The organism is Rhizobacter sp. P2_H3, assembly GCF_056403355.1.
This window is the reverse complement of record NZ_JBFUFQ010000008.1, coordinates 46,660-65,148: the sequence shown is the minus strand read 5'-3', so window position 1 is coordinate 65,148 and position 18,489 is coordinate 46,660. Positions and strand designations below refer to the sequence as shown.

General features: G+C 69.8%; 17 protein-coding genes. 7 read left to right on the top strand and 10 right to left on the bottom strand.

Annotated features, from left to right (window positions below):
• The 4 genes from AC1D1T_RS03075 to tkt all read right to left on the bottom strand — a co-directional run.
• Positions 1-1,929: S8 family peptidase (locus AC1D1T_RS03075; protein WP_477991358.1), on the bottom strand; the 1,929-nt coding region annotated here is incomplete at its 3' end.
• Positions 1,930-2,125: 196 nt separating this feature from the next.
• Positions 2,126-3,124 carry a type I glyceraldehyde-3-phosphate dehydrogenase gene (gap, locus tag AC1D1T_RS03070; RefSeq protein WP_465111417.1) on the bottom strand — a complete coding sequence of 333 codons (999 nt, stop codon included), beginning with the start codon at positions 3,122-3,124 and terminating at the stop codon, positions 2,126-2,128.
• Between the two features lie 62 nt (positions 3,125-3,186).
• Positions 3,187-4,185 carry an energy transducer TonB gene (locus AC1D1T_RS03065; protein WP_477825189.1) on the bottom strand — a complete coding sequence of 333 codons (999 nt, stop codon included), beginning with the start codon at positions 4,183-4,185 and terminating at the stop codon, positions 3,187-3,189.
• The gene (gene tkt / locus AC1D1T_RS03060) at positions 4,185-6,242 is read right to left on the bottom strand and encodes a transketolase (protein WP_477825188.1); all 2,058 of its coding nucleotides are present in this window, start codon (positions 6,240-6,242) and stop codon (positions 4,185-4,187) included. Before tkt ends, AC1D1T_RS03065 begins: the two co-directional genes overlap by 1 nt.
• Before the next feature lie 92 nt (positions 6,243-6,334).
• Here tkt and speD point away from each other — a divergent pair, with 92 nt between their 5' ends.
• Together speD and murU are read left to right on the top strand one after the other, a co-directional pair.
• On the top strand, positions 6,335-6,697 hold the full coding sequence (gene speD, locus AC1D1T_RS03055) for an adenosylmethionine decarboxylase (RefSeq protein WP_477825187.1): 363 nt from the start codon (positions 6,335-6,337) through the stop codon (positions 6,695-6,697).
• Positions 6,694-7,404: an N-acetylmuramate alpha-1-phosphate uridylyltransferase MurU gene (gene murU, locus AC1D1T_RS03050; RefSeq protein ID WP_465111415.1), complete on the top strand. Its 711-nt coding sequence runs from the start codon at positions 6,694-6,696 to the stop codon at positions 7,402-7,404. The genes speD and murU overlap by 4 nt, the downstream gene beginning before the upstream one ends.
• On the opposite strand, the gene AC1D1T_RS03045 is transcribed toward murU, so the two are convergent.
• From AC1D1T_RS03045 to AC1D1T_RS03025, 5 genes are read right to left on the bottom strand one after another with little or no spacing between them, the layout of a single operon-like run.
• Complete coding sequence (locus tag AC1D1T_RS03045; RefSeq protein WP_477825185.1) at positions 7,391-8,710, bottom strand: NAD(P)/FAD-dependent oxidoreductase; 1,320 nt, start codon at positions 8,708-8,710, stop codon at positions 7,391-7,393. The genes murU and AC1D1T_RS03045 overlap by 14 nt on opposite strands.
• A gap of 37 nt (positions 8,711-8,747) precedes the next feature.
• The gene (locus AC1D1T_RS03040) at positions 8,748-9,872 is read right to left on the bottom strand and encodes an ABC transporter permease (RefSeq protein ID WP_477825184.1); all 1,125 of its coding nucleotides are present in this window, start codon (positions 9,870-9,872) and stop codon (positions 8,748-8,750) included.
• Positions 9,869-10,801 carry an ABC transporter ATP-binding protein gene (locus AC1D1T_RS03035; RefSeq protein ID WP_477842366.1) on the bottom strand — a complete coding sequence of 311 codons (933 nt, stop codon included), beginning with the start codon at positions 10,799-10,801 and terminating at the stop codon, positions 9,869-9,871. Before AC1D1T_RS03035 ends, AC1D1T_RS03040 begins: the two co-directional genes overlap by 4 nt.
• Positions 10,798-11,754, bottom strand: a complete 957-nt coding sequence (locus tag AC1D1T_RS03030; RefSeq protein ID WP_477825182.1) for an HlyD family secretion protein — start codon at positions 11,752-11,754, stop codon at positions 10,798-10,800. Before AC1D1T_RS03030 ends, AC1D1T_RS03035 begins: the two co-directional genes overlap by 4 nt.
• Positions 11,751-12,389 (bottom strand): TetR/AcrR family transcriptional regulator, encoded by a 639-nt coding sequence (locus AC1D1T_RS03025; protein WP_477825181.1) that lies wholly within the window; start codon positions 12,387-12,389, stop codon positions 11,751-11,753. The genes AC1D1T_RS03030 and AC1D1T_RS03025 overlap by 4 nt, the downstream gene beginning before the upstream one ends.
• A gap of 113 nt (positions 12,390-12,502) precedes the next feature.
• Here AC1D1T_RS03025 and AC1D1T_RS03020 point away from each other — a divergent pair, with 113 nt between their 5' ends.
• Positions 12,503-12,961: a type II toxin-antitoxin system Phd/YefM family antitoxin gene (locus AC1D1T_RS03020; protein ID WP_477825180.1), complete on the top strand. Its 459-nt coding sequence runs from the start codon at positions 12,503-12,505 to the stop codon at positions 12,959-12,961.
• A complete protein-coding gene (locus tag AC1D1T_RS03015) occupies positions 12,958-13,518 on the top strand; it encodes a DUF6036 family nucleotidyltransferase (protein ID WP_477825179.1) in 561 nt (186 codons plus the stop codon). Before AC1D1T_RS03020 ends, AC1D1T_RS03015 begins: the two co-directional genes overlap by 4 nt.
• 10 nt (positions 13,519-13,528) lie before the next feature.
• On the opposite strand, the gene AC1D1T_RS03010 is transcribed toward AC1D1T_RS03015, so the two are convergent.
• Entirely contained in the window at positions 13,529-14,509 is a 981-nt protein-coding gene (locus AC1D1T_RS03010; protein WP_477825178.1) for a potassium channel beta subunit family protein, read from the bottom strand.
• 152 nt (positions 14,510-14,661) lie between these two features.
• Here AC1D1T_RS03010 and AC1D1T_RS03005 point away from each other — a divergent pair, with 152 nt between their 5' ends.
• From AC1D1T_RS03005 to AC1D1T_RS02995, 3 genes are read left to right on the top strand one after another with little or no spacing between them, the layout of a single operon-like run.
• Positions 14,662-15,567, top strand: coding sequence for a hypothetical protein (locus AC1D1T_RS03005; RefSeq protein WP_477991356.1), 906 nt, complete (start codon positions 14,662-14,664; stop codon positions 15,565-15,567).
• Positions 15,568-15,593: 26 nt separating this feature from the next.
• On the top strand, positions 15,594-16,982 hold the full coding sequence (locus tag AC1D1T_RS03000; protein WP_477991354.1) for an aminopeptidase P N-terminal domain-containing protein: 1,389 nt from the start codon (positions 15,594-15,596) through the stop codon (positions 16,980-16,982).
• Between the two features lie 27 nt (positions 16,983-17,009).
• Positions 17,010-18,479, top strand: coding sequence for a sensor domain-containing diguanylate cyclase (locus AC1D1T_RS02995; protein ID WP_477825155.1), 1,470 nt, complete (start codon positions 17,010-17,012; stop codon positions 18,477-18,479).
• Positions 18,480-18,489 lie beyond the last annotated feature (10 nt).

The following is an 18,489-nucleotide window of genomic DNA, read 5'->3' as shown; positions in this document are numbered from 1 at the left end:
CAGCCCGGCCAGCCACGGCCAGCCGAGGGCACCGCCGCCGCTGTCGCCGCTCGGGGCGGAGGCGCTCGGCGTCGTCGGCGTGGTGGGAGTGGTCGGCGTCGACGCGGCCGACACGGTGACCGAGGCGGTGCTGGTCGCCTGGTGCGCGGCGTCGTCGGTGACGGTCAGGCTCACGGTGAAGCTGCCGGCCGCCGTCGTCGCGACCGTCACGGTCGCGGCATTGGTGGCACTGGTGAAGCTCGCGATGCTGCTGCCGGCGGTCAGCGTCCACTGGTAGCCGGTGATGGTGTGGCCGGCCGGCGCCGACGAGCCGCTGCCGCTCAACGTGATCGTCGAACCCGCGGTGACGCTGCCGGAGCCGGCATCGATGCGCGCCACCGCCTGGGCCACGGCGGCCACCGCCGCGCCGGCGTCCAGCAGGCCGGCACCGCAGGTGGCCGTCGTGCAGTAGCACTCGGCATCCTGCGCGGTCGCGGTCGGCGCATGGCAGGCCGCGACACCGCTTCCGGCACCGGTGGACGGGAACGCGCGCGCGCTGCTCTTCAGTGCGCTGATCGCCTGCGCCGGCGTCAGGGTCGGATCGGCCGAGAACATCAGGCCCAGCGTGCCGGCCACCAGCGGTGTCGAGAAGCTGGTGCCGAGCGAGGTGTTGCTGCCGTCGGAGTAGGTGCTGGTGCCCGGGCTGGTGGTGCCGGTGTTGGTGGTCGTCAGGATCGGGTACAGGCAGGCGCCGGCGGTGTTGACGCAGTTGCCGGCCGGCGCGGCGATCGTGACCTCCGGCCCGAGGCTGGAGTAGCCGACCTTGGTGCCGGTGTGGCGCACGCCGGCCACGCCGACGACGCCCGGGCAGTTGGCCGGCACGTTGACCGCCAGCCCGTCGTTGCCGGCGGCCGCGACGACGACGACGCCGGCGGTGGTCAGCTCGGTGATCGCGTCCTTGTAGGCCTGCGAGCAGGAGCCCGAACCGCCGAGGCTCAGGCTCAGCACCTTGGCCGGATTGGCGTTGGTCGTGACGCCGGGCACCGTGAAGCCGGCGGCCCAGCGCATCGCCGCGATGATGTCGCTGTCGGCACCGCCGCACTTGCCGAGCACCCGCACCGGCAGCACCTTCACGTCGCGCCCGATGCTGGCCATGCCGACGCCGTTGTTGGTCGACGCACCGACGAGGCCGGCCGTCTGCGTGCCGTGCCAGCTGCTGTCCTCGGCGCCGCAACCGGCAAAGTCGCCGCTCGCGTTCTCGTCCGAGGTGATCCAGTCGCCGGGGTCGCTCGGGTCGCTGTCGCGGCCGCCGCCATCGTTCGCGGTGGCGGCGTCGCTGATGAAGTCGTAGCCCGGCAGCAGCTTGCTGGCGAGCTCCGGGTGGTCGCCGCGGATGCCGGTGTCCAGCACCGCGACGACGACGCTGCTGCTGCCGGTCGTGAGCGCCCAGGCCGTCTCGGCATTGATCGCCGAGACCACGCTGCTGCTCGACGCACGCAGGTACCACTGGCCGGCGACCGGCGACACGCTCGCGCCACCGGCATACAGCGGATCGTTCGGTGCCGCGAACGCGCGGCGGCGGCCGTCCGGCACGGCGTATTCGACATCGGACAAGGCCGACAGGCGGGCCGCGAGGTCCGCCGAGCTGAGGCCGCTCGCCTTCACGAGCTGGCTGCGGGCCGACACCGCCGGGCCGTCGCTGAGCGCGAGGCMGACCCGCTGCGACAGCGCCTGTGCCTGCTGCGGTGCCGCCTGCGCGTTGCTGCTCCCCCCGCTCGCCACCGACAGCGCCCGCATCGCGCTCGAGTCCGCCTTGAACTTGACGATGACCCGCGCCTGCATCTCGGCGGGAATCTTGTGCACGGCAGGCGCCGGCTCGGCCGCCGATGCCGCCGGTGCGAGTGACGCGGCCAGCAACGAGGCGATGCAGGAGACGATGAGTCGCTTCATGGGACAACCTGGGAGGGGCGCGCAGCCCGGAGCGGCCAGTGTAGGCAGCAGCCTTGTGTCCAGGGGTGAACCGGACATCGGTTGACACGCATGGAGACAACTGGCTTCAAATGAGCGTGCAGATTCGATGGTCGGCAGCGGAACGACACATGAAAAAGACCTCCCGCAGGAGGCCTTCCGGCAGCGCAAGCAGCGCTTACTTCGCGACCACGCGGACCATCTCGAGCACCTTGTTCGAGTAGCCCCATTCGTTGTCGTACCACGACACCAGCTTCACGAAGGTGCTGTCGAGCGCGATGCCGGCGTCGGCGTCGAAGATCGAGGTGCGCGGGTCGCCGCGGAAGTCGGTCGCGACGACCTTGTCCTCGGTGTAGCCGAGGATGCCCTTCAGCGCGCCTTCGGACTGCGCCTTGAACTCGGCGCAGATCTCCTTGTAGGTCGCTTCCTTGTTCAGCTCGACGGTCAGGTCGACCACCGAGACGACCGAGGTCGGCACGCGGAACGACATGCCGGTGATCTTCTTGTTCAGCTCGGGGATCACGACGCCGACGGCCTTGGCCGCGCCGGTCGACGACGGGATGATGTTCTCGAGGATGCCGCGGCCGCCGCGCCAGTCCTTGTTGCTCGGGCCGTCGACGGTCTTCTGCGTCGCGGTGGTGGCGTGCACGGTGGTCATCAGGCCGCGCTTGATGCCCCACTTGTCGTTCAGCACCTTTGCGAGCGGCGCCAGGCAGTTGGTGGTGCATGAGGCGTTGGAGATGATGTCCTCGCCCTTGTAGCTCTTGTCGTTGACGCCGAACACGAACATCGGCGTGTCGTCCTTCGACGGGCCGGTCATCACGACCTTCCTGCCGCCGGCGGCGATGTGCTTGGACGCGGTGTCCTTGGTCAGGAAGATGCCGGTGCCTTCGACGATGATGTCGGCGCCGACCTCGCCCCACTTCAGCTCGGCCGGATCCTTCACGGCGCTCAGGCGGATCTTCTTGCCGTTGACGATCAGCGTGTTGCCGTCGACCGCCACCGTGCCGTCGAAGCGGCCGGCCACCGAGTCGTACTGCAGCATGTAGGCCAGGTAGTCAGGCTCCAGCAGGTCGTTGATCGCGACGACCTCGATGTCCTTGAAGTTCTGGATGGCGGCACGGAACACCATGCGCCCGATGCGGCCGAAGCCGTTGATGCCGATCTTGATGGTCATGGTCTGTCTCTCCAGTTGATGCTTGCGAAAAAACGTCGGGACATTGTCGCCGCTCGGGGGATTCAGCGGAGATCAAGCTGGGTACAAGGCACCGACACGGTCATCGGCGAGCCCAACACCTGCCCCAGCGCCTTGTAGGGAAGCTTGAGCGAGATCCTGGTCAGCCAGTCGAGGAACTCGGCACGCCGAGGGTCGCTCGATCCGATCTCTCCGACCGGGTTGGTCAGGAACGGCTGATACAGGTGCATGCGCACCTCGAACGGGCAGCCCATCGCATTGAAGTCGAAGTAGACGTGGTGCTCATCGAGCTTGTCGATGACCGGCACGAGCTGCTGCAGGCTCAGGTCCTTGAGGACGATGCCGCCCGAGTCTTCGATGCGAAAGTGGAACATTCGCGCGGCAGTGACGACCTCGTCCTCCTTCAGACAAGGGATCCGCACCCCGGATGCCCACCGGGTGACGGTCTCCACAAAAGGACGGGTCGCATCCTTGTAGGGATACGTCACGACGGGCGGCTGCGTCGGCCCGCGAAACTTCATCTCGACCAGCAAGGCCGCGTAGGTACTGCCGCTCCTGCCCGCCCCACTCGGGTATCCCGGAATCTCCGGAAACTGCACCTTGCAGTTCTCCGATTGGATGTCGGGGTTCGTCTTCAGCAACGGGCGCCATTTGATCGGCCGCCCGTCGTCCGGCGTGAACTCGAAATCCTGCGTCGCGGTGACCGTGCCCGCTTCCGGGCGCAGGCAGGGCAACCGATAGGCGGACACATAGTCTTCCACCGCCGCATCGAATCTGGAATCGCCGGCGTGGGTGAGGATGTTGACGCGGGGTGGCTTGCCCGGGTGGTGGAACTCCAGGCTGACGCGCACCTGCGCGGACTGCTTGAACCGTTTCGCGTCCTCGGGGTACTCGATGGGCTTGCGGTCGGCCGGCGCCGGCGTCAGACAGGCAAGCGAATCCCGGTCCGCCTGCAGCACGAAGCCCTCGGGCAGCGCCTCGGCCGCATGAACGGCGCAGGGAACGAGCAGGCCGAGCAGCAGCCCGGCCAGCGCCCGCTTCATCAGCGGCCCAGCACGACACGCACGGTGTCGGCCACGTTCTCCGGCGTGAAGTGGAAGTGCTTGAACAGCACCGGCGCCGGTGCCGATTCGCCGTAGGTGTCGATGCCGACCACCGCGGCGCAGCCGTACTTCCACCAGCCGTCGCTCACGCCCATCTCGACCGCGATGCGCGGCAGGCCCTGCGGCAGCACGCTGGTCTTGTAGGCGGCGCTCTGGCGGTCGAACACCGAGGTGCTGGGCATGCTGACCACGCGCACCGCGATCGCGCCGTTCTCCGGCTTCGCGAGCAGCTGCTGCGCATGCAGCGCGAGCTGCACCTCGGAGCCGGTGGCGATGATCACCGCCTGCGCCTTCTTCTTCAGGCCCACCTCGCCCGGCTCGGCCAGCACGTAGCCGCCCTTGGCGATGGTGTCGACCGCGGCCTGCGGCTGGCCGGCCCCGAACTCGGCCTTCGGCGCATACGGCAGGTTCTGGCGCGACAGCAGCAGCGCGCTCGGGCGGCGCTGGTTCTCGATCGCGACACCCCAGGCCACGGCCGTCTCGGCCGTGTCGGCCGGGCGCCAGACGTCCAGCCCCGGGATCAGGCGCAGCGCCGCGGCATGCTCGACCGACTGGTGGGTCGGGCCGTCTTCGCCGAGGCCGATGCTGTCGTGCGTGAACACGTGGATCACGCGGATCTTCATCAGCGCGGCCATGCGGATCGCATTGCGGCTGTAGTCGCTGAAGGTCAGGAAGGTGCCGCCGTACGGGATGAAGCCGCCGTGCAGCGCGATGCCGTTCATGATCGCGGCCATGCCGAACTCACGCACGCCGTAGTTGATGTGGCGCCCGCCGTTCGGCGAACCGTCGGCCTCGAAACGCAGCGGCGGCGTGCTGCCGGTGTTGGTCAGGTTCGAGCCGGTCAGGTCGGCGCTGCCGCCGAGCAGCTCGGGCAGCGCCTTCGTGAACGACTCCAGCGCGATCTGGCTGGCCTTGCGGCTGGCCACGTTCTCGGCCTTCGCGTTCGCGGCGACCGCGGCGTCGAGCAGCGTCTGCGCGAAGTTCTTCGGCAGCTCATGGTCCATGCGGCGGATGAACTCGACCGCCAGTTCCGGGTACGCCTTCGAATAGGCCTCGAAGGCATCGACCCACGCCGTCTCGTCGGCGAGGCCGGCCGGGCGGCTGTCCCACTGCTCGTAGGCCTGCTCCGGAATCACGAACGGCTCGTAGCTCCAGCCGAGGGCTTCGCGGGTCAGCTTGATCTCTTCGGCCCCCAACGCCTCGCCGTGCGCCTTCGACGTGCCGCCGCGGTTCGGCGAGCCCTTGCCGATGGTGGTCTTGCAGCAGATCAGCGTCGGCTTGTCGGCCCGCTTGGCGGCGGCGATCGCGGCATCGACCGCGCTCACGTCCTGGCCGTCGACCGCGGCGATCACGTTCCAGCCGTAGGCCTCGAAGCGCTTCGGCGTGTCGTCGATGAACCACGGCGCGACCTTGCCGTCGATCGAGATGCCGTTGTCGTCGTACAGCGCGATCAGCTTGTTCAGGCGCCAGGCGCCGGCCAGCGCGGCGGCCTCGTGGCTGATGCCTTCCATCAGGCAGCCGTCGCCGAGGAACACGTAGGTGTGGTGGTCGACGATGGCGTGGCCGTCGCGGTTGAATTCCTTCGCGAGCAGCTTCTCGGCCAGCGCCATGCCGACCGCGTTCGTGACGCCCTGGCCGAGCGGGCCGGTGGTGGTCTCGACGCCCGGCGTGTAGCCCATTTCGGGGTGGCCCGGGGTCTTGCTGTGCAGCTGGCGGAAATTGCGCAGCTCGCTCATCGGCAGGTCGTAGCCGGTCAGGTGCAGCAGCGCGTACAGGATCATCGACGCGTGGCCGTTGCTCAGCACGAAGCGGTCGCGGTTGGCCCAGTGCGGGTTGGCCGGGTTGTGGCGCAGGTGACGGCCCCACAGTGCGACCGCCATGTCGGCCATGCCCATCGGGGCGCCCGGGTGGCCGGAATTGGCCTGCTGGACGGCGTCCATCGCCAAGGCGCGGATGGCGTTCGCCATCAAGGTGGTGTCGTGGGCGGGGGCAGTCATGCCGGGCGGCTCCTGGGTTGGATTCGGGAAGGTCGCGTGAGGGCGCGAGGGGCGGAAGCGGCGCATTTTAGGCGCCGCCGATAATCCCGCCGATGCAAGGCCTGCACCTCACCGCCGACCTGCGCGGCTGCGCCCCCGGCAACCCCGCGATGACCGACCCCGACGCGCTGCGCCGGCGCTGCCTCGCGGCCGTCGCGGCGGCGGCGCTGCAGCCGGTGGGCGAGCTGTTCCACCGCTTCCCGGCGCCGGGCGGCGTGACCGGCGTCGTGCTGCTGGCCGAATCGCACCTCGCGGTGCACACCTGGCCCGAGCTGGCGGCGGTGACACTGGACGTCTACGTGTGCAACCTCGGCGCGGACAACTCGGCCAAGGCGCATGCGCTGCTCGACACGCTGCTCGGCGTGTTCGAGCCGGCCCGGGTGGAACGCCAATCGCTGCTGCGGGGTACCGAATGAAACGCGGAGCCATCATCCTGGCCGCCGGCCGTGGCGAGCGCATGCGGCCGCTGACCGATGCGACGCCGAAGCCCCTGCTGAAGGTGCACGGCAAGCCGCTGATCGAATGGCACCTGGAGGCGCTGGCGCGCGACGGCGTGCGCGACGTGGTGATCAACACCGCGTGGCTGGAGGCGCAGATCCCGGCCGCGCTCGGCGACGGCAGCCGCTGGGGCCTGCACATCCGCTACTCGATGGAAGGCCGCGACCACGGTGGTGCGCTGGAGACGGCCGGCGGCATCGCGAAGGCGCTGCCGCTGCTGGTCGACGGCCCGGACGAGTGCTTCTGGGTCGTCTCGGGCGACATCCACGCGCCGGGCTTCCGCTTTGACGCCGCCCAAGGCGAGCGCTTCGCCGCCGGGTCGCTGCTGGCGCACCTGTGGCTGGTGCCGAACCCGGCGTTCCATGCAAAGGGCGATTTCGGGCTCGACGCCGAAGGCTTCGGGCTGGCCGACTCCGCGGGGCCGGACGGCCTGCGCTGGACCTACGCCAACCTCGCGCTGTGCCGCGCGTCGCTGTGCGCCGGCATCGCGCCGGGCACCAAGGCGGCGCTCGGGCCGCTGCTGTTCGCCGGCATGCGCGAGCGGCGCATCAGCGCCGAGGTGTGGCGCGGCGCATGGGAGAACGTCGGCACGCCGGCGCAGCTCGCCGCGCTCAATGCAGCTTGATCTTCGGCCGGTAGGTCCGGTCGAGGAACTCTGACAGCGTCACCAGCACCATCCGCCAGAAGCCGCCCAGCGCCATCTGGTGCTGCTTGTGCAACGCCCAGTACATGAACTGCGCGAGCCGCCCTTCGATGAACAGGCTGCCGCGCGTCAGGCTGCCCATCAGGCTGCCGACTGACGAGTACTCCGACAGCGACACCAGCGAGCCCTTGTCGCTGAAGACGAACGGCTTCACCGTCTCGCCCGCCAGCAGCTTCGGGATCGCCTTCACCAGGTACATCGCCTCCTGGTAGGCCGCCTGCGCGCGTGGCGGCACCCAGGCGCCGTCGGGTTGCTGGCAGGCCGCGCAATCGCCGAACGCGAAGATCGCCGGGTCGCGCGTGGTCTGCAGGTTGCCGTTGACCATCAGCTGGTTCAGCTTGTTGGTTTCCAGCGGATCGCGGCCCTCGCCACCGCCCAGCGTGCGCAGGAAATCCGCCGCCTTGACGCCGGCCGCCCACACCGTGAGGTCGGAGCCGATCACCTTGCCGCTGGCCATCTTCAGGCTGCTGCCGGTCACCTCGACGACGCGCTCGTTCGTGTGCACCTCGATCGCCAGCTTGCGCAGCTCGCGCACCGCCGCCTCGCTCAGGCGCTCGGGCAGTTGCGAGAGCAGCCGCGGCGCCGCCTCGACCAGCACGATCTGCAGGTCCTTCTCGGGGTGGATGTGGTCGAAGCCGTAGTTCGCGAGCACGCGCGCCGCGGCATGCAATTCGGCCGCCAGCTCGACGCCGGTGGCGCCGCCGCCGACGATCGCCACCGTGAGGCGGCCGCTGCCGGCCGCGCGCGGCACGCTCTGCGCACGGATGCAGGCGTTGATCAGCCGGTCGTTGAAGCGCTTGGCGGCCTGCGGGCTGTCGAGCTTGATCGTGTGCTCGGCCGCGCCCGCGGTACCGAAATCGTTGGTCTGGCTGCCGACCGCGATCACCAGCGTGTCGTAGGGCAGCGTCTGCGCCGGCGTGATCTCGCGGCCGCCTTCGTCGTAGCTCGCGTCCAGCTGCACCGTCTTCGCCGCGCGGTCGATGCCCGACAGCCGGCCGAGCCGGAACTTGAAATGGTGGCCGCGCGCCTGCGCGAGGAACTCGATCTCCTCGGCATGGGTGTCGAAGCTGCCGGCCGCGAGCTGGTGCAGCAACGGCTTCCAGACGTGCGTGCGGGCAGCATCGACCAGCGTGATCTCCGCTGCACCGCGCTTGCCGAGCGTCTTGCCGAGCTGCGTGGCCAGCGCGAGGCCGCCGGCCCCGCCTCCCACGATCACGATCCGTTGCATGCGAGCGCCTTTCGTCGTTGTTGTCGGGTGGAGGGTATCAGTCGACGGTCTGGCGGTAGCGAGTCAGTGCAACCGTGCCGGCCACCAGCATGAACAGCGCGATCGGCCACAGGTGCGGCGCCACCTCGGCCAGCCCGTTGCCCTTCAGCAGGATGCCGCGCACGATGCGCAGGAAATGCGTCAGCGGCAGCGCCTCGCCGATCGCCTGCGCCCAGCCCGGCATGCCGCGGAACGGGAACATGAAGCCGGTCAGCAGCATCGACGGCAGGAAGAAGAAGAACGTCAGCTGCATCGCCTGCAGCTGGTTGCGCGCGATCGTCGAGAACGTGAAGCCGACCGCCAGGTTCGCCGCGATGAACAGCACCAGCACCGACGACAGCAACAGCACGCTGCCTTCCATCGGCACGCTGAACAGCAGCCGCGCGGCGCCGAGGATCACGACCACCTGCACATAGCCGATCAGGATGTAGGGGACGATCTTGCCGAGCATCACCTCGACCGGGCGGGCCGGCGTCGCGAGCAGGTTCTCCATCGTGCCGCGCTCGCGTTCGCGCGTCATCGCGAGCGAGGTCATCATCACCATCGTCATCGTCAGGATCACGCCGATCAGCCCGGGGATCACGTTGTAGCTGGTCAGGCCCTCGGGGTTGTAGCGGCGCTGGATGCGGATCTCCCAGGGCGGCTCGGTGGGCCTCAGCGCGGCGAGCGCACCCTCCAGCTCGCGGCCGATCGCCCGTTGCGCAATGCTGTTGACCGCCGCGACCGCGTTGCCGGTGGCCGCCGGGTCGGTGGCGTCGGCCGCCAGCAGCAGCGCCGGGCGTTCGCCGCGCTGCAGCCGACGCGAGAAGTCCGGCGGCACCACGAGCGCAAACTGCACGCGGCCGGCGGCCAGCAGTGCATCGGCCTCGGCCACCCCGGCCGGACGCTCGGTGATGCGGAAGTACTGCGAGTTCTCGAGCCCCGCGACCAGGCTGCGCGTGAACTCGCTGTGGTCCTGCACGACGAGGGCCGCCGGCAGCTGCTTCGGGTCGTTGTTGATCGCGAAGCCGAACAGCACCAGCTGCATGATCGGCACGATCACCATCATCCCGAAGGTCAGCCGGTCGCGGCGCACCTGGCGCAGTTCCTTCACCAGGATGGCGATGAAGCGATTCCAGCTCATGGCTTTTCAGCCGCGAAGTTGTCCTTCGCGTCCTGCATCAGCGCGATGAAGACGTCCTCGAGGCTGGGCTCGATCGCGCTGGCTTTCAGGTCAGAGCGGTCGAGCGTGCCGAGCGCATCGCGGATCGCCTGCTCGCTGTCGCCACTGACGTGCAGCGTGGTGCCGAACGGCGCCACCGTGCGGATGCCGGGCGCCTCGCGCAGCCGGTGCCCGACCGCCACCAGGTCCGGGCCGGCCACCGCCCAGGTCACGAGCCGTGCGCTCGCGATCACCTGCTGCACCGTGCCCTGCGTCAGCAGCTTGCCGTAGGCGATGTACGCGAGCTCGTGACAGCGCTCGGCCTCGTCCATGTAGTGGGTCGACACCAGCACCGTCAGGCCGGCGGCGGCCAGGTCGTGGATCTGGTCCCAGAAATCGCGCCGCGCTGCCGGGTCGACGCCGGCAGTGGGTTCGTCGAGCAGCAGCAATTGCGGTTCGTGGATCAGGCACGCGGCGAGCGCGAGGCGCTGCTTCCAGCCGCCCGACAGCGAGCCGGCGAGCTGCGTGCGGCGCGTCTGCAGCCCGAGCTGGCCGAGCGTCGCGGTGACTTTCGCGCGCCGGTCGGGCACGGCATAGACACGCGCGATGAAGTCGAGGTTCTCCTCGATGCTCAGGTCTTCATAGAGCCCGAAGCGCTGCGTCATGTAGCCGACCTGCCGCTTGATCTGCCGCGCCTGCGTGCGGATGTCATGGCCCATGCAGGTGCCGCCGCCGTCGTCGGGCGTCAGCAGGCCGCACAGCATGCGGATCGTCGTCGTCTTGCCGCTGCCGTTCGGGCCGAGGAAGCCGTGGATGCGGCCCTTCTCGACCCGCAGGTCGACGTGGTCGACCACGGTGCGGCCGCCGTAGCGCTTGGTCAGGCCGTGCACGTCGATCAGGGCCGTGTTCATGATTTCGCGCCGAGCCGCACCTGCAGCGGCTGGCCCGGATGCAGGCGGCGCGCCTCGGCGGGCTCGGGCCGGGCCTCGACCATGAACACCAGGGCCGAGCGGTTCTCGCGGCTGTAGATCAGCGGCGACGTGAACTCCGCCTCGCGGGCGATGAAGCTCAGCCGGGCGGGAATCGGCGCGCCGCAACCGTCGCAGGCCAGGCTGACCGGCTGGCCGAGCGCCAGGCCGCCAAGCGCCGCCTCGGGCACGAAGAAGCGCGCCTTGATGTTGCCGGGCGGCAGCAGCGTCAGCACCGGGCCGCCGAGCGGCACGTACTCGCCTTCGCGGTACAGCACGTCGACCACGTCGGCCGCCGCCGGCACGCGCTGCGTCTTCTGCGCGACGCGCCATTCGGCCTGCGCGAGCTGCGCCTGCGCGGCCTTCGCCTCCTGCTCGGCGGCGGCGATCTCGGCGCTGCGCGCGCCGAGGTTCGCGACGCGCAGCTGCGCCGCCAGTTCGTTGACGTGCGCCTGGTCGCTCGCCACCTTGCTGCGCGCCTGGTCCAGCGCGGCCGGCGAATTGAACTGCTCGGCCACCAGCTTCGTGGTGCGCGCGAGCTCGGCATTCGACAACGCGAGTGCCGCCTGCGCCTGCGCGAGCTGGGCGCGCACCGCGGCGAGCTCGTCCGGGCGCTTGCCGGTGCGCAGGTTGGCGAGCTGCTGCTGCGCGGCACGCAGGCGGGACTCGGCCTCCTCGCGCGCGGCACGCTCGCTCTCCTGTTCCAGCACGAAGGCGGGCGCCGACGCCGCGGCACGGTCGCCGCGCTGCAGGTGCAGCCGCGCCAGCGTGCCGGCGACCGGTGCGGACAGCCGCACATAGTCGCCTTCCGCATAGCCGGCGTAGCCCTCGGGCGCGGGCTGGCTGCAGGCCGACAACAGCGCAGCGAGCAGGATCGGCAGGGCGGTTCGCTTCATGGGGCGTCTCCAGGCGAGGGCTGCCAGGCGCGCAGCGCGGCATCGATGCGCGTCTCGATCGCGGCATCGGACAGCAGGTGTTCGTCGATCAGCGCGCCGGCCTCGGGCGGGCCGCCGGCACCCTGCATCGCGGCGCCGATCAGGATCGGCGACGCGACACCCGCCGCGATGAAGGCCAGCACCTGCGGCGGCGGTGCGGCGCGGAACTCGCCGCGTTGCTGGGCCTGGGCGATCAGCGCGCCGACGATGCCGATGTGGCGCGGCAGGTTGGCCTGCAGGAACTCGCGCGCAGCCGCCTCGCCGGCCATCGCGTCGGCCAGGATGCGCACCAGCAGGTGCCGGTGCGCCCGGCCGAAATGCGCCAGCACGCGCAGCGCGCCGCGCAGGTTGTGCAGCGGCGTGGCGGTGGCATCGACCTCGAGCGTCAGCGCGGAGAACATCGCCTCGTAGGTGCGTTGCAGCACCGCGCGGATGAAGTTGTCCTTGCTCTTGAAGTGGTAGTGAAACATGCCCAGGTTGACGCCCGCATGCTCGGTGAGCCGGCGCACCGACAGCCCGGCGCAACCGGTCAGCGGCAGCAGTTCGAGGCCGGCATCGAGCAGGCGCTGGTCGACGTTCTGTGAGGGGCGTGGCATGGCATAACTATACGAACGTGTAGTTATCAACGTCAAGGCTGCTGCTTGAAAAACCCCGATGGCTAAATTGTCCATTTTGATAAAAAATGGACAATCAAAATTGGTGGAGCGTCATGCAGCAGTTCTCCTCGACACAGGCCAAGCAGAACTTCGGCGATCTGATGAAGGCCGCGGGAGAAGCGCCGGTGGCCATTGAACGACATGGCCGGGTCGAGGCCATCATCGCGGCGCCACGCTTCTTCTCGCCAGCCGGTGACCAGGACCTCACGGCCCGAAAGCAGGCCAGACTTCAACAAACATTGGTCGAGAAAGATCGCCTGATTCGCCACCAGCGCATTGCGCTCGACCTGGTGACGGCGACGCCCAAGGAACGTGCTGCGATGATCGCGCAGGCCCTGAAGGTGGTCGAACGCTGGCGGCAGGAGCGCCTGTGCAGCGGGGACTACATCGACCGCTGGTCCGCGATCCTTCACCAACCCGTGCGGCAGATGGCCCTGACGATGATCTCGGATGCCGAAGGTTGGGGCACGGCGCTGCGCCAGAACTCGCCCTGGGTGGGCTTGCACGCATGAACCTCAACGCGTTGTTCGCACTGCTCGACGAGGCCCGGCGGCTGTCGGGTCACCCCGACTTCGTCGTGATCGGCAGCCTGTCGATCCTCGGGCTCGAAGGGCATTTCGAGGTCCCGGCCGGCATGACGATGTCCAACGACCTCGATTGCTACACCAGGGACGACCCGCAACGGATCTTCGACTTGCTCGATGCGCTGGGCGAGAACTCCGCGTATCACCAGCAGTCCGGCTACTACCTGGATGCCGTCAGTCCGCAGCTGGCGAGCCTGCCGTCCGGTTGGGAGCAGCGCCTGATCAAGGTGGAGCGCGGTGGGCTGCGCGCCTGGTTTCTCGATCCGAACGATGCCGCCCTGTCCAAGTACGCACGTGGCGAACCGCGCGATCGGCGCTGGATCCGCGCGGGTATCGAAGCCGGCGTCGTATCTCTTCCGATGGTCAGGTCGCGCTTCGGCAGCACGAATTTCCTGGACGATGACGAGCGGAACCAGGCCCGGCAGCGGGTGGCCGCCGATCAGGCCTGGGTGGATGGCGTCGGCCAGGAGCCCGAAAGCCCTTGACCCGAAGACGTCAACCGGCCAACGACAGCGTGATCTCGTCGATCTTCGCCAGCACCTCCGGCGTCAGCTTCGGCGTCAACGCCAGCGCGCCCAGGTTGTCCTGCAGCTGCGACAGCTTCGACGCGCCGAGGATCACCGTGCTGACCCGCGGGTTGCGGTTGACCCAGGCCACCGCCAGCTGCGCGAGGTTGCCGCCCAGGTCGCGGGCGATCGGCTCCAGCTTCGCGACGGCGGCGTTCTTGTCCGCATCGGTCAGCCCCTTCAGCAGGAAGCCCATCCCCTCCAGCGCGCCGCGGCTGCCCTGCGGCACGCCGCTGCGGTACTTGCCGGTCAGCAGGCCGCTGGCCAGCGGGCTCCAGGTCGTCAGGCCCAGGCCGATGTCGTCATACAACCGCGCGTACTCCTGCTCGACGCGTTGGCGGTGGAACAGGTGGTACTGCGGCTGCTCCATCACCGGCTTGTGCAGGTGGTGGCGCTCGGCGATGTCATAGGCCGCGCGGATCTCGGCGGCGCTCCACTCGCTGGTGCCCCAGTACAGGGCCTTGCCGCGGGTGATCATGTCGCTCATCGCCCACACCGTCTCCTCGATCGGCGTGTGCGGGTCGGGGCGGTGGCAGTACACCAGGTCGATGTGCTCCAGCTGCATGCGCTTGAGCGAGCCGTCGATCGCCTGCGTCAGGTACTTGCGGTTCAGCGTGTCGCGCCGGTTGACGGTGTTGCCCTCGCGGTCCAGCCCCCAGAAGAACTTGGTCGACACGACGAAGTTCAGGCGCGGCCACTTCAGCTGCCGGAACGCCTCGCCCATCACCACCTCGCTCTGGCCGGCGGCGTACGCCTCGGCGTTGTCGAAGAAATTGACGCCGGCGTCGAAGGCCGCGGCGAGCATTTCCTTGGCCGAACCGGTGTCCACCTGGTTGTGGTAGGTGACCCAGGAGCCCAGCGACAGCTCGCTGACCTGCAGGCCGCTGCGGCCCAATCGACGGTATTTCATCGCTACACCTCGTTAAGAAGTGCGGCATCTTAGCCACAGCCCCGCGGTCGATTCGCACGCCGTCCACGAGCCCCCACGGCCGAGTGCGGGTACTCTCGTGGGCCCTCTTTGCGGGCGGTGCGCTTCGCGTTACCGTCGCGACCGTGACCAAGATGATCAGACCCTGCTCCCTCCTGCTGCCGCTGGCGCTGTGCGCGCTCGGCAGCCCGTCCGCGGCCCAGGCGGCCACCCGCAGCGCCGGCGGCTTCGCGTCGTTCAGCACCTGGCTGATGCTGCCCTTCCTCGTCGCGTTCGCGGTCGCCGGCCACATCTTCATCGGCCGCGGCGCGAAGGCGCTGGCCGCCTCATTCCAGCCGCTGGCCAGCGGCGAACTCGAACTCGCCGGCTACGAGCGCAACGTCTACGGCACCTCCGACCGCGCGATGCTCGAGGTGGTGGCGGTGCCGATCGTCGCGGGCCTCGTGATCTGGCTCGGCGCGGCGCTGTCGTTCGGCTGGCTGATCACGCTGGGCATCTTCGGCGTGCTCGGCGCGGTCGTGTTCGACATGGCGCGCTGGGAGCGCGTCAGCGTCAGCGCGAACTACGTCTGGTTCCAGCGCGGTTTCACCGGCAAGGTGCACCAGGTGGCGATCGAGAACATCCGCGACGTGAGCGTCGTCGAGGAAGACGGCACGCTGCCGACGCTGCGCCACCTGAACCGCAACAACCGGGTCTGCCGCCTGCTGATGCGCATGACCGACAAGCGGGCGGTGGCGCTGCCCAAGACCGATGCCGAGACGCAGCTCGACGCGGTGGAAAACGCCGCCAACCAGGTGCGCTGGCGCCTGCAGGCGCTGCAGGACAAGCAGAAGGGCGGCGCGACGACCCGGCCGGGCCCGCTGGCCGCAACGGCCCCGCCTGCTGCCTCCCGCCCGCCCCCCGACCCCGACGGCGGCCGCATCCCGACGGCCGGCGACAAGGAAATGCTGCGCGAGCTGCGCCGCCTGCGCAAGCAGCGCGCCGAGGCGGCGGCGGCCGCCGGCGACCCGCCGAAAGCGCGCGCGGACAGCGAGTTCTGACGCAGCGGCGCAGCGCCCTCCTCCCGATGCGCACCCACTCCTTCCGCCAGCGCCGCGCCGAACTGGCCCGTCGCCTCGCGGCGGCCGGCGGCGGCATCGCGATCGTGCCGACCGCGGCCATGCAGCTGCGCAACGGCGACAACGAGCACCCGTTCCGCCACGGCAGCCACTTCCACTACCTGAGCGGCTTCGACGAGCCGCACAGCTGCCTGGTGCTGCATGCCGACGGCCGCAGCGAGCTGTTCTGCCACGGCGCCAGTGCCGAGCGCTCGGTGTGGGAAGGGCCGATGCTCGGCCCCGAAGCCGCACCGCAGGCGCTCGGCGTCGACCAGGCCTGGCCGATCGAGCGGCTCGACGAGCTGCTGCCCGAGCTGATGGGCCGTGTGCGCAATGTCTGGACGCTGTTCACCGTGCCGAGCGCGATCGACCAGCGCCTGCCCGGCTGGCTGGCGCGCGCACGCACCCGCGCCGGCCTCGGCGCCGAGGGCCCGGTGCACCGCGACCTGGGCCCGCTGGTCGACGAGATGCGGCTGATCAAGGACAGCGACGAGATCGACACGATGCGCCGTGCCGCGGCGATCTCGGCCGGCGCCCATGCGCGCGCGATGCGCTGGTGCGGGCAGCGCTTTCGCGCCGACCCGGCGGCCGCCGTACGCGAGTACGAGATCGAGGCCGAGCTGCTGCATGAGTTCCGCCGCCATGGCGCGAGCGGGCCGGCCTACGGCACCATCGTCGCGGCCGGCGGCAATGCCTGCGTGCTGCACCACGCGGCCGGCCCCGCCGAGCTGCGCGCCGGCCAGCTGTGCCTGGTGGACGCGGGCTGCGAGCTCGACGGGTATGCGAGCGACATCAGCCGCACCTTTCCCGCCGATGGCCGCTTCACCGCGCCGCAGCGCGCGCTGTACGACGTGGTGCTGGCGGCGCAGCAGGTGGCGGTGGCCGCGACGCGGCCCGGCTGCCGCCAGCGCGACGCCCACGAAGCCGCGGTGCGCGTGCTGTCGCAGGGCCTGCTCGACCACGGGCTGCTGTCGCACGACCGGCACGGCGATGTCGATGCGGTGATGGCGAGCGGCGCCTACCGGCGCTTCTACATGCACGACACCGGCCACTGGCTGGGGCGCGACGTGCACGATGTCGGCGAGTACCTGTCGCTGCAGGAGCCGGCCGTCGACCAGCCGGATTTCCGCGGCGGGCGGGTCGTGCGCGCGCCGTCGCGCCGGCTCGAATGCGGCATGGTCGTCACGCTGGAGCCCGGCCTGTACGTGCAGCCGGCGCCCGACGTGCCCGAGGCCTACTGGAACATCGGCATCCGCATCGAGGATGATGCGGTCGTGACGCCGGGCGGATGCGAGCTGATCAGCCACGCGGCACCGGTGGAGCCGGATGCCATCGAAGCCTGGATGAATGCGCACTGAGGTCGCCGCTGCCATGAACGTCAAGCCATGAACGTTACTGAGGCCCTGCCCCCCGCCGAGCTGGCCAGCCTGTTCGAGCTCGCGCCGGTGTCGCTGTGGCTGGAGGACTACAGCGCGCTGCATGCGTTGTTCTCGCGCTGGCGCGCTGCCGGCGTGACCGACCTGCGCGCGCACCTGCGGGCCGACCCACGCCGCGTCGCCGAATGCTCGGCCTGCCTGCGCGTGCTGCAGGTGAACCGGCGCACGCTGGAGCTGTACGGCGCGCGCGACCTGGCACACCTGGTCGAGAACCTGGCGCGCGTGTTTCGCGACAACATGTTCGAGCAGCTCGTCGAGGAGCTGGCCGCGCTGTGGGACGGCCGCACCCGCTTCACGAGCCAGACGGTCCACTACGCGCTGGACGGCCGGCGCCTCGACATCGTGCTGAACGCCACCGTGCTGCCGGGCCACGAGGCCGGCTGGGATCGCGTGCTGCTCGCGATCGAGGACGTGACCGAGCGCAGCGCCGCGGCCGAGGCGCTGCGGCTGAGCGAGCTGTATGCGCGCGGGCTGTTCGAGCATTCGCCGGTGTCGCTGTGGGTGGAGGATTTCAGCAGCGTGAAGCGGCTGCTCGACGAGGCCCGCGCGCAGGGCATCAGCGACTTCCGGGTGTTCACCGACGTGCACCCGGAGTTCGTCAGCCGCTGCCTGCAGGAGATCCGCGTGATCGACGTGAACCAGCAGACGCTGCGCATGTTCGGCGCGCCCGACCGCGGCACGCTGCTGCGGCGGCTGGACGACGTGTTCCGCGACGACATGGCCTCGCATTTCGCCGACCAGCTGCACGACCTGTGGAACGGCAAGACCACGCACCAGCGCGAGGTCGTCAACTACAACCTGGCCGGCGACAAGCTGCATGTGTACCTGCAGTTCTCGGTGCTGCCCGGCCACGAGGCCGACTGGGACCTGGTGCTGATCTCGCTGACCGACATCACGGCACGCAAGCAGGCCGAGGCGTACCTCGAGTTCCTCGGCAAGCACGACCCGTTGACCAAGCTGCGCAACCGGGCCTTCTTCGTCGACGAGATCAACCGGCTGGAGCGCAAGGGGCCGTGGCCGGTGACGGTGGTGGTGGCCGACCTGAACGGGCTGAAGACGATCAACGACACGCAGGGCCACGCGGCCGGCGACGCGCTGCTGCGGCGCGCCGGCGAGGTGCTGACGAAGGCGATCGACAAGCCGATGTGCGCCGCGCGCATCGGCGGCGACGAATTCGCGCTGCTGCTGCCGGGGATGGATGCACGCGCCGCGCAGCTGCTGCTGGAACGGCTGGCCTCGCTGGCGGAGCTGAACAACCAGTTCCACGGCACGACGACGCTGAGCTTCGCGCTCGGCATCGCCACCTGCGAGGCCGGCGGGCGCATCGAAGCCGCGGTCAACGAGGCGGACCACGCGATGTATGCGTCGAAGAAGGCGTTCTATGAGAGCGCGGAGATGAATCGGCGCAAGGCGGGGTGAGCGGGTTGCG